Raw genomic sequence first — 8,593 nt, forward strand, 5'->3', positions numbered from 1 at the left:
CTCGCTATCCGCTCTGGATCCGGTTCTCCACCCGGATCTCCACCCGTGGTCGGTCCCTTGGGAAGACCGGACGGACCTAGCGTCCGTGACATGAGTTTCGGAACGTTGCCCAATGCGCTCGTCGTCGTCGCCGTCGTGGTCGCCGTCCTCGCCCGGCGGCTGTCCTGGTCCGAGCTGGAGAACTCCGACACCGACGTCTGGCGCGGCCCGCTCGTGCTGATCGGGGTCGGCGTCTACCAGCTGTACGACCGGCACGCCGGACTTGGCGTCGTCGATGTCGTCCTGCTCGCCGTCGGCACCGCCGTCGCGCTCGTGGCCGGCGTCGGCTCCGGACGGGTCGCCCAGGTCGAGCGGCGCGCCGGGAAGGTGTTCTTCCGGCTCGGCATGCCCGGACTGGGCATCATGGTGGCCTACCTGGTCGTCCGGCTCGGGCTCGCGGGACTCGGTCACCTGCTCGGCGCCACGGTCGCCGGCGGCGGTGCGCTGCTGGTCTCGCTGGGTGCGAACCTGTTGACCCAGTCGCTGATCATCCAGAGCAAGGCGAACCAGATGGCCGAGGAGTACACCAACCAGTGAAGCTGAAGGCGCTGCTGCCGTCCCGTCCGCACGGGGAGAGCGGCTGGGTCGGCCGGGCGCTCACCAGCGGTGTCGCGGTCGCGGTACTCGCCACGGCCCGCCCCGCCGACGGCTGGGTCTGGGTCGTGCTCGGCGTGAGCTTCGCCCTGTTCCTGGCCGGCTCGGTGCTGATGGTGGCCCGGCCGTACGTCGCCTTCTCGCTGCTGTCCGTGGTGACGATCAGCGGGGCCCTGATCGCCGGCTACCCGCAGTCGAACGCGCTGGTCCTGGTGCTGGTCGCGATCACCGACATCGCCGTGATCGACTTCCGGCGGCACGGCAATCGCCCGATCGTTGCTGCCGGCATCGGTGTGGCGGCCGCCTACGCGGCGTCGGTCTGGCTGTTCGACCAGTCCGACAGCTGGTACTTCACGCAGCTGCTGTGGACAGCCGTACTGGCTGCTTTCGGGTTGAACCGGCGGCAGTACGAGGTGCAGGCCCGACAGACCGAGCAGCTGCTGGAGCAGACCCGGCTCGCGCAGAGCGAGCAGGCCCGTGCGGCCACCTTGGAGGAGCGCGGGCGGATCGCGCGTGACCTGCACGACGTACTGGCTCACTCACTCGGCGCGCTGAGCGTACAGCTTGAGGTGGCCGAGGCGTTGCTGGAGGAGCGTGGCGACACGGCCGGTGCGCTTGAACGGGTACGCCGTTCGCGCCGCCTGGCCGTACAGGGGCTGGCCGAGGCGCGGAACGCTGTCGCGGCGCTGCGGGCAGACGCGGTGCCTGAGCTGCCCACGGCCTTGGCTGGGCTCGCTGAGCAGCACGAGAAGGACCACGGGACAGCTGTGCGGCTCACTGTGACCGGCTATCCGCGGAAGCTGGACTCCGCTGTCACGGTGGCGCTGCTCGGCGCCGCTCGTGAGGCACTGACCAACGCAGCCAAGCACGCTCCTGGTCAGACGGTCGAGATGCGGCTCGACGGCGTACGGCTGTCGGTCCGGAACAAGGGTGTGACGAGCGGCGAAGGGTTCGGGCTGACCGGGATGCGGGAGCGGCTGGCCCTGGTCGGTGGGACGTTGGCAGCAGGTCCTGACGGCGACGACTGGTTGGTGGTGGCAGAGGTTGAGTGACGCAATCAGGGTCGTCGTGGCGGACGACCAGCAGGTCGTACGGGAGGGACTGGTCGCGCTGCTCGGGCTGATCGACGGCATCGAGGTGACAGGCGCGGCCGCGAACGGCGTCGAGGCGGTCGACCTGGTTGCCCGGGGCAACGTGGACGTTGTGTTGATGGACCTGCGGATGCCGGTCCTGGACGGGACACAGGCGACCGCGCGGATCACGGCAGACTTCCCGGACGTCGCCGTGCTCGTGCTGACCACCTACGCCGACGACGCGTCGATCGCCAACGCGCTCCGCGCCGGGGCCCGCGGCTACCTCACCAAGGACGCCGGCCGGGCCGAGATCGGCGCCGCGCTGCGGTCGACCGCGGCCGGTCAGTCGACGTTCGACCCCGAAGTGACCAAACGACTGGTCGCCGGCCTGGCCCCGGAGCCGTCCGCGACGGACGGGTTGACCGCGCGCGAGACCGAAGTACTGCGGTTGATTGCGCAGGGTCTGAGCAACCCCGAGATCGCCGGGCAGCTCTTCATCAGCGAGGCGACCGTGAAGACACACATCAACAACACGTTCGCGAAGATCGGCGCCCGGCACCGCGCCGAGGCGGTGCGGTACGCGTACCGGAAGGGGATCGCGTCAGATCCGTAGCTCGGCGACGACCGGGCGATGGTCGCTGCCCGTCGGGCTCATCACCCAGGCCTTGGTCGGGGTCACACCGCGCACCAGGATGTGGTCGATCCGCGCCATCGGGAACGCCGACGGCCAGGTGAAGCCGAAGCCGGTACCGGCCGCGCCCTGCGCCGAGCGGAGGCCGGCCGTCAGCGGCGCGAGACTCCGGTCGGTCGCCGTGCCGTTGAAGTCGCCCATCACGATCACGCCCGCGAGCCGCTCGTCGGCGATCTGCCGGCCGAGCGCCTTGATCGTGTTGTTGCGCTGGTCGGACGTGAACCCGCTGGTGCCGACCCGGACCGACGCGAGGTGCGCGACATACACCGCGACCTTGCCCTCCGGGGTGCTGACCTCGGCGCGGAGCGCGCGCGTCCAGCTGAAGCCGACGTCGACGGACTTCGTCTCGACCACCGGGTACTTCGACCAGAGGGCGACCGTGTCGCGGGACACCTGGTACGGATACAGCTTCGCGAACGCCGACTTGTAGACCTTCAGGTCACCCGTGGTGAGCTCCTCCAGCGCCATCACGTCGGCGTCCGCCGCGAGCAGGTCCTTCGCGGTCCGCTCCGGATCCGGGTTCGCCGCGTCGACGTTGTGGGTCAGCACCCGCAGGTCGTACGCACCCCCGCCGCCCTTGCCCGGGATCAGCAGGTTGCCGAACATCAGCCCCCAGACCACCGTCGGGACCAGCAACGCCACACCGGCCGTCGCGGACCGTCGTACCAGCGCGGCGACGGCGAGGACCGGGATCGCGACCCCGACCCACGGCAGGAACGTATCCAGCAGGCTGCCGAGGTTACCGATCGAGTTCGGCACGTAACGGTGGAACAGCAGCGGCAGCGCCGACAGGATCGCCAGCACCGCGATCACCCAGCCGCGCCGCCACATGCCGCCGCCCTTCCGCCGGCGCGGGTTCGGGCGCGACGACGGTTGACGGGTGGCGACAGCGGTTTGGCGGTCCGGCATGCAGCGATTGTGGCGGACGGCCGGGCCGGACCAAAGTCCGTGCGCGGTCAGGTACGGCGATTTCATCCGTACGGACGACCGGACTGCGCCGGAATGATGAGGAATCCGTGAGGGTACTGGTGCCTTCGGGTGACAGCGCCCACAATGCCCGTATGCAGTCCGCGCAGGCCACCGAGCCGTTCGTCGTCAAGCGCCACGGGCTCGGCACGACCAGGACCGCACTCGCCCTCGGCACCGTGGTCTTCGGCCTGATGGTCGCGCTGACCCTGACGATCGTCGTCGTCCAGGCGATCCGCGGCGAGTCCATCCGGGAACCGCTCGAGGCCGTCTGGCTCGCCTGGGGCGGCACACCGCTGATCTTCGCGGTCGGATTGCCGATCCTGCTCCTCGTCGGCGCGATCACCGCGATCGAGGAACGGCGCGAAGAGGACGACGACGACGTCCTGCTCACCGTCGACGACACCGGCATCCACCTCGGCGGCGAACAGCCCCGCATGATCCCGTGGGGCGACGTCCGCGGGGTCTGCCGGCTGGAACGCCACGAGGTCAACGACGAAGGCGAGGACACCTGGGAGCCGCACCTCGTCGTCATGCTCCTCGACGAGGACGCTCTGCCCCGCAGTACGAAAGCTTGGGGGCCGTCGTGCCCGTGGCCCGGGACACACGAGATTCTCGGGCGGGCGCTGCCGTACGACGCTCTTGCTACCGCTGTGGCTCAGCACGCACCGCATGTGCCGGTGAGCAACCGCGGGCGGGTTGAGGACTGACTGATCTGCGGGTGCTGTCGGGGGACGCGGCGGGGTGACAGGTGTGGTGAAGGACCGACGCGTGCTACGCCGGCGCTTACTTCGTCGCTACGCTCCTCAGCGCACCTGCTACGCGCGCTCCCACCCACCCCCGGCTTAACGCCGGAACATCAGCTTCCGGCTGCCGCCGGGTGTTTCCGGCTGCCGCCGGGTGTTTCCGGCTCCCGCCGGGGAGCTCCGGCTGCCGCCGGGTCCTGCCGGCTTGCGCCGGGGGCGGCTGCCGCCAGGTGTTTCCGGCTCGCGCCGGGGAGTTCCGGCTGCCGCCGGGTCCTGCCGGCTTGCGCCGGCGGCTCCGGCTGCCGCCAGGTGTTTCCGGCTCCCGCCGGGGAGCTCCGGCTGCCGCCGGGTCCTGCCGGCTTGCGCCGGGAGTCTCCGGCTGCCGCCGGGTGTTTCCGGCTCGCGCCGGGGAGTTCCGGCTGCCGCCGGCTCCTGCCGGCTTGCGCCGGGGGCGGCTGCCGCCGGGAGTGTCCGACTGGCGCCGGGTCTGCCAGATTGCGCTGGTGGTTTGCTGCCAGTGGCTGGCCTTCCGCCTTGCGCTCGGGGCCTGCGGTCGAGCCGCATCCTGGCCGTGACACCAATGCTTCCGGCTGGCTTCCGAATGACGCCAGAGCTGGCCTGCTGACGCCGGCGGCTTACGGCCACCCATGCACGGCGGCCTCACCAGAACGAGAACCAACGTCCGACAAACCCGAAGGTCCAGCGCGCGACGTCTGATACCCCTCGCCTGAGACTGCGACGAATCAGCGCGACGATCAAGGCCAGGCCTCCGTACGCGGCCGTGACCATGATCAGCAGCGCAACTGCCGTGCCGGTGTCCCCCGCAACCGCGACCACCACGAGCAGCACGCAAAAGAGCGCGAGGCCGAAGAGCACATCGCCCTTGTCCGCGCCGAGGTCCAGGCGCGCCCTGGATAGGTCGTCTGCCACGCATTCAAGTATGTGTGATTCGGGTTGCACACCTAGGAAGAGTTCGCGCACCCACACCTGCTCCATCCCCTAATGACTGACCTTCTGCCAGGCCGGTATGGGCAAGGTTCGGCTGGAGGGCGCACGGGTCCGCCCACCCCCGAGCGAGAGGTGCGCCCCTGGACCTTATGAAGTCGATCCGGCAGCGAGACGCGGCGACAATGTGTCCTCAGTCGACAGCTGCCCACATTCGTCCGCCGACAGATGCCCGACACTTGTCAGCCGACAGATCTGTGACAGCGGACGCACGGGTCGTTCCCTACTCGAACTCGTTGAGGTCGAAGGTGTACCAGTCGCGGTTGGAGAAGAAGTGCGTGACCGACCCTCGGCAGTGGACCTGTGCCATCGGCAGCGCTGCACCGTCGGGTGCCCAAAGGTTCGTGCGGCTGGTCTCGGTGAAGACACCGTCCGTCAGGCTGCCAACGATGAGACGGGACGGGTCGCGATAAGTGCCGATGAGTCCGACTCGATCGTGCGCGGCGATGATTCCGCTAGGCCCGGTCACGTCCTCGGTGTCGTGCACCTGCTCGTGTCCGTCAGCGATCCGGACCACCGGGAAGTCGGTGTAGGTGCAGGCCCACACCGCATCCGGGGCCACATTGAGGGCGTAGCAGTCAGCCACGAGCCCCTCGTCGGGGTCCAGCTCCCAAGTCTTTTCGAACACCCGCGACCACGCGACAATCCCCGCTGCGCCGAGGGGATCAGGGCTGTTGGGTCCGCCCCAGCCAAGATTGCCGAAGACGCCCTCGTCGAAGTACCCGGCCCAGATCGTTCCGTCCGCGGCCACCTGTACGTGCTGTAGCCCGTCGCCCAGGCATCCCCGGCGGATAATCCGCCCGTCCGCCCCGATCACGATGGCGTTCTGCTCGGGACCGCTATCGGTCCAGCTGCAGCGGGCGCCCACGACCAAGAACGCCCCGTCCGGAAACTGCTGGACATGCGGGTAGGCGACTGACAGCGCCGGGATCACCGCGACCGTGGCGGCCGTCAGGGAGTCGTTGTACGCCGCGAGCGCCACCGCAGGTTCGGCGGACGGCCGGGTCCGCGGGAAGGATGCCCCTCCCGGCTGTTCGTCGCGCTCGTGAAGCTTCGGCGCGCCCTCTGCCGACGCCCAGAGGGCAACCGGACCGCTCACGCCGACCCCGACGGACACCAAAGAGTCGAAGCCGGACGGCGGCGCCAATGCCCCGCGCCACCGCACCCGCGGCTGACGGTCCTTGCTCCGAGATCGGGAAAACATCGCGCCTCTCAAGTCATCGACGACCATCCGAAAGTGTGCCAAGCATCGGGCGACCCGTCTCCTTATATCGACAACGGTCGATGCGGCAGGTGCCCATTTGCCTGGAGGAGGAGCGCTCGAGGTGGGCCTGTCTCCGCGGTCAGCGCCGGGTGGTGATGGTTGCGGTGGACGCGATCGCGGGCCAGATGAGCGCTCCTCGCTCTCAGCCCTCGCGCACTGGGAGCAGGTCCTGCTCGGTGAAGACCTTCTTGGCGACGGCGACGGCGTTGAGCGCGCGGGGAAACCCGGCGTACCCGGCGGCGTGAATCAGCGTCTCGACGATCTCCTGCGGGGTGAGTCCGACGTTCAGCGACGTACGGAGGTGGACCTCGAGCTGGGGCTCGCAGCCGCCCAGGGCAGTCAGTACGCCGAGCGTGACCAACTGCCGCTGTCTCGCGTCGAGCCCGGGTCGGGCGTAGATGTCACCGAACCCGAACGCCACGATGTGATGGGCCAACGCGGGCGCGATGTCCGCAAGCCCGTCCATCACGCCGGCCGCGGAACCGCCGTCCACGGAGTTGAGGACCGCCAGGCCGCGCTCGTACCGCAACTGCTCTTCTGGACTGTTGATGTCGGGAGCCGTCATACCTCGACGCTAATCTCCGACCGGTCCAGGCAAGGTGCTGGTGAAGGAAGGGTCTGCGCGCTTGGTTCAGCCGTCTCGGCCCTGCCAGGTGGTCACACAGGCTTCGTTTCCTTCCAGGTCGGCGAGTACCCAGAAGGCGGGGGCACGGGTCGCCGATACAAGTCGGCCGCCGGCTGCCAGTGCGGTCTCGATGCGTCGGGTTGCCTCGTCATGCGGGACACAGACGTCGAAGTGGATGCGATTGCGCTGCGGGCGCGGCTGATCCATCTGCTGGAACCAGATGGCCGGGCCCTGACCGACAGGGTCGACGAGGGGATCGTCCGGTCCCTCCCTGCCCACTTCGTCGGTGTAGCCCAGGACCGCCTTCCAGAACGGCCGAATTCCGGCGACGTCCAGTGCGTCGATCGCGATCTCGAGAACCTGGACGGACCTCGGTGCTTCGGTGCCGATCTCCGGCTGTGCCTGCAAGCCGCACTTCTCTGCGGCGGCGGTGATCCGCAGCGCGAGTTCGACATCCGTGGTGGTTACCGCTGCGTGCTCCACCGACTGCAGGGTGAAGACGACGCGATCGGGGCGAGCGTCGACCCGGAGGTGCCGGTCGGCGTCGTCGCCACACACCTCGACGGCATCCGCTGCCAAGCCGATCGATTGAGCCAGCGAGTTGACGGGGACCGATGTTCGCAGACTGCCCAGCAGGAAGCGCCACCCAGATTCCTGAACAGCCTCCGACGCTTCCGGCCGACTCAGTACTTGTTCCATGACCGCATCCTTGCAGTCCTCACTGACAGCCCGGGCGCGAGCCGGAGGTACTCGGCGGCAGCCGGAGGTACTCGGCGATAGCCGGGCGTACACGACGCCAGTCGGAGGTACTCGGCGCAGCCGGAAGCTCCCGGCGATAGCCGGGCGTACTCGACGCCAGCCGGGCGTACTCGACGCCAGTCGGAGGTACTCGGCGGAGCCGGAAGCTCCCGGCGATAGCCGGCAGACACCGGCGTGAGCCGGAGTACCCCGGGCGCCAGCCCGGAGATCCCCAGCGCCAGCCAGAACACCCGGCGCCAGCCGGAACTCCCAGCGTTAGCCGGATGCTGATACTCGGGCGTCAGGCCGCGGGTGGGCTCCAGCGTCAGGCCGGGCGTGAGCCCCAGCGTCAGGCCGGGCGTGAGCCCCAGCGTCAGGCCGGGCGTGAGCCCCAGCGTCAGGCCGGGCGTGAGCTCCGGCATCAGGCCGGGAGTGGGCTCCGGCGTTGGGCCGGGGGTGGGTGGGAGCGCGCGGAGCAGGCGCGCTGAGGAGCGCAGCGACGGAGTAAGTGCCTGCGCAGCACGCGTGGGTGACTCACCAGCTCTTTCGGCCGCCGCGGCCTCGGACGGGTTGTCTAACCAGTAGAGCGCAGTCCTGCAGGGGCAGCGTCCGCGTGCCCCGGTCCACGGCGATAAGCCGCAACCCGCCCGCGCCAGGCGGCAAGCACCGGCGTCAGCCGGAAGCACCCCGGGCGCCAGCCCGGAAACTCCCGGCGCTAGCCGGAGCCCCCGGGCGCAAGCCGGAACTCCCTGCGCTCGCCGGAAGCAGATGCTCCGGCGCTAAGCCGGGGGCGGGCGGGAGCGCGCGGAGCAGGTGCGCTGAGGAGCGCAGCGACGAAGTAAGCACCTGCGC

General features: G+C 69.6%; 10 protein-coding genes. 4 read left to right on the forward strand and 6 right to left on the reverse strand.

Annotated features, from left to right (window positions below):
• Window positions 1-90: 90 nt before the first annotated feature.
• Genes ABZW60_RS39785 through ABZW60_RS39795 form a run of 3 tightly spaced genes read left to right on the forward strand, consistent with a single transcriptional unit; the run spans window position 91 to window position 2,319 of the window.
• Window positions 91-576 carry a hypothetical protein gene (locus ABZW60_RS39785; RefSeq protein WP_355485845.1) on the forward strand — a complete coding sequence of 162 codons (486 nt, stop codon included), beginning with the start codon at window positions 91-93 and terminating at the stop codon, window positions 574-576.
• Window positions 573-1,685, forward strand: coding sequence for a histidine kinase (locus ABZW60_RS39790; RefSeq protein WP_355485846.1), 1,113 nt, complete (start codon window positions 573-575; stop codon window positions 1,683-1,685). Before ABZW60_RS39785 ends, ABZW60_RS39790 begins: the two co-directional genes overlap by 4 nt.
• A complete protein-coding gene (locus tag ABZW60_RS39795; protein ID WP_355485847.1) occupies window positions 1,678-2,319 on the forward strand; it encodes a response regulator transcription factor in 642 nt (213 codons plus the stop codon). Before ABZW60_RS39790 ends, ABZW60_RS39795 begins: the two co-directional genes overlap by 8 nt.
• Here ABZW60_RS39795 and ABZW60_RS39800 read toward each other — a convergent pair.
• Complete coding sequence (locus ABZW60_RS39800; RefSeq protein ID WP_355485848.1) at window positions 2,308-3,306, reverse strand: endonuclease/exonuclease/phosphatase family protein; 999 nt, start codon at window positions 3,304-3,306, stop codon at window positions 2,308-2,310. The genes ABZW60_RS39795 and ABZW60_RS39800 overlap by 12 nt on opposite strands.
• A 152-nt stretch (window positions 3,307-3,458) precedes the next feature.
• Between ABZW60_RS39800 and ABZW60_RS39805 the strand changes: the two genes are divergently transcribed.
• Entirely contained in the window at window positions 3,459-4,073 is a 615-nt protein-coding gene (locus tag ABZW60_RS39805) for a hypothetical protein (RefSeq protein ID WP_355485849.1), read from the forward strand.
• A 696-nt stretch (window positions 4,074-4,769) separates the two neighbouring features.
• Here the strand turns inward: ABZW60_RS39805 and ABZW60_RS39810 are convergent.
• From ABZW60_RS39810 to ABZW60_RS39830, 5 genes are all read right to left on the reverse strand, one after another.
• Window positions 4,770-5,039 (reverse strand): hypothetical protein, encoded by a 270-nt coding sequence (locus ABZW60_RS39810; protein WP_355485850.1) that lies wholly within the window; start codon window positions 5,037-5,039, stop codon window positions 4,770-4,772.
• A gap of 298 nt (window positions 5,040-5,337) precedes the next feature.
• Window positions 5,338-6,345 carry a hypothetical protein gene (locus ABZW60_RS39815; RefSeq protein ID WP_355485851.1) on the reverse strand — a complete coding sequence of 336 codons (1,008 nt, stop codon included), beginning with the start codon at window positions 6,343-6,345 and terminating at the stop codon, window positions 5,338-5,340.
• Window positions 6,346-6,520: 175 nt separating this feature from the next.
• A complete protein-coding gene (locus ABZW60_RS39820; RefSeq protein WP_355485852.1) occupies window positions 6,521-6,943 on the reverse strand; it encodes a carboxymuconolactone decarboxylase family protein in 423 nt (140 codons plus the stop codon).
• A gap of 66 nt (window positions 6,944-7,009) precedes the next feature.
• Complete coding sequence (locus tag ABZW60_RS39825; RefSeq protein WP_355485853.1) at window positions 7,010-7,702, reverse strand: VOC family protein; 693 nt, start codon at window positions 7,700-7,702, stop codon at window positions 7,010-7,012.
• Entirely contained in the window at window positions 7,687-8,163 is a 477-nt protein-coding gene (locus ABZW60_RS39830) for a hypothetical protein (protein ID WP_355485854.1), read from the reverse strand. Before ABZW60_RS39830 ends, ABZW60_RS39825 begins: the two co-directional genes overlap by 16 nt.
• Between the last annotated feature and the right edge of the window lie 430 nt (window positions 8,164-8,593).

Source organism: Kribbella sp. NPDC003557 (assembly GCF_040610805.1).
Classification (GTDB): Bacteria; Actinomycetota; Actinomycetes; order Propionibacteriales; family Kribbellaceae; genus Kribbella.